1 protein-coding gene is annotated in these 1,378 nt (G+C 55.9%); it reads left to right on the plus strand.

The window, feature by feature from the left end; translation table 11 throughout:
* Window positions 1–1,335, plus strand: a 1,335-nt coding sequence (locus tag CJP72_RS24870; protein ID WP_162383896.1) for a sugar porter family MFS transporter, incomplete at its 5' end; no start/stop codon positions are given.
* Window positions 1,336–1,378 lie beyond the last annotated feature (43 nt).

Below are 1,378 nucleotides of genomic sequence, written 5' to 3' on the forward strand. Positions count from 1 at the left end.
GGATTCGATACGGCGGTAATGTCGGGGGCTAACGGATTATTGCGTGCCCGGTTCGCACTCGGCAACTTTATGCTTGGCTGGACGGTATCCTGCCTGATCATCGGCTGTATGGCCGGCGCGGCGATATCCGGTTCGATAGGTGAACGTTTTGGCCGAAAAAAAGTGCTGATTGCGGCTGCGGTTCTGTACACCGCCGGAATTTTCGGTTCCGCTGTCTCGCCAACGCTGGGAATGTTCATCACAGCCCGCATGATCGAGGGTCTCGCCATCGGTATCACCTCGACGCTCTGCCCGCTCTATAATGCGGAGATCGCCCCCGCCAGATTTCGCGGTCGGCTGGTCGCCATGAACCAGATGGCGACGGTTAGCGGTATTTTTCTCGGCTCCTTTCTGGCCTTGGGCGTTTCCAGTATGGGCAATGACGCATGGGACGTTTCCACAGGCTGGCGCATCATGTTTGGAACCGGTATCGTGCCGGGACTTCTGTTCCTGACTCTGCTGTTCCTGGTTCCGGAAAGCCCGAGATGGCTGATCAAGAAAGGAAGAGCCGCAGAGGCGCTGCCTATTCTGCTGAAGATTCACGGAGAAGAACTGGCCAAGAAAGAAGTGCTTGATATCAAGCAGAGCTTTGCTCAGGACGAGGAAGCCAAGGCTGCCTCCGGTCGGAGGTTGACGCCGGTCCTGCGCACCGTGCTGATCGTAGGCATTATCGTCGCCATGCTTCAGCAAATCACGGGTATCAACGCCGTAATGTACTATGCGCCGGAAATCTTCCGCCAGACCGGTGCGGGAGCCAGCGGTTCTCTTACTCAGACCATTATGGTCGGACTTGTTAATTTAATCTTCACCGCGCTGTCCCTCTGGCTTGTCGATAAGCTGGGCCGCAAGGTGCTGCTGCTGGCCGGTTCGTTCTTCATGACCGTCAGCCTGGCGATCATCGGCTTTGCTTTTCATACCGGGCGTACGGACGGCCCGATTGTCCTGATCTGCATTCTGGTCTATGTTGCGGCCTTCGCTATTTCACTCGGGGCCGTCGTTTGGGTAATCCTGTCCGAGATCTTCCCGAGCCGGATTCGCGGCCTTGCTACGGCGGTCGCCACAATGGCTCTCTGGGGGGCCGACTTCGCGGTTTCCCAATCCTTCCCGCCGCTGCTTTCTTCCGCAGGACCTGCTATAACGTTCTGGATTTTTGCCGCAACCTCCCTGTTTACACTCCTCTTTACTTGGAGAGTCATTCCGGAGACCAAAGGCAAATCCCTTGAAGAAATTGAAGCGATGTGGGAAAAAAAACACGGTGACAAACAGGAGAGTTTTAAGCCCTCTCTTCAGGATTAATCAATATACACAACGGGCCGAACAGGGGGCATCCCTCTTCGGC

The sequence above is a fragment of the Citrobacter sp. NCU1 genome, from assembly GCF_010231475.1.
GTDB lineage: Bacteria > Pseudomonadota > Gammaproteobacteria > Enterobacterales > Enterobacteriaceae > Citrobacter_D.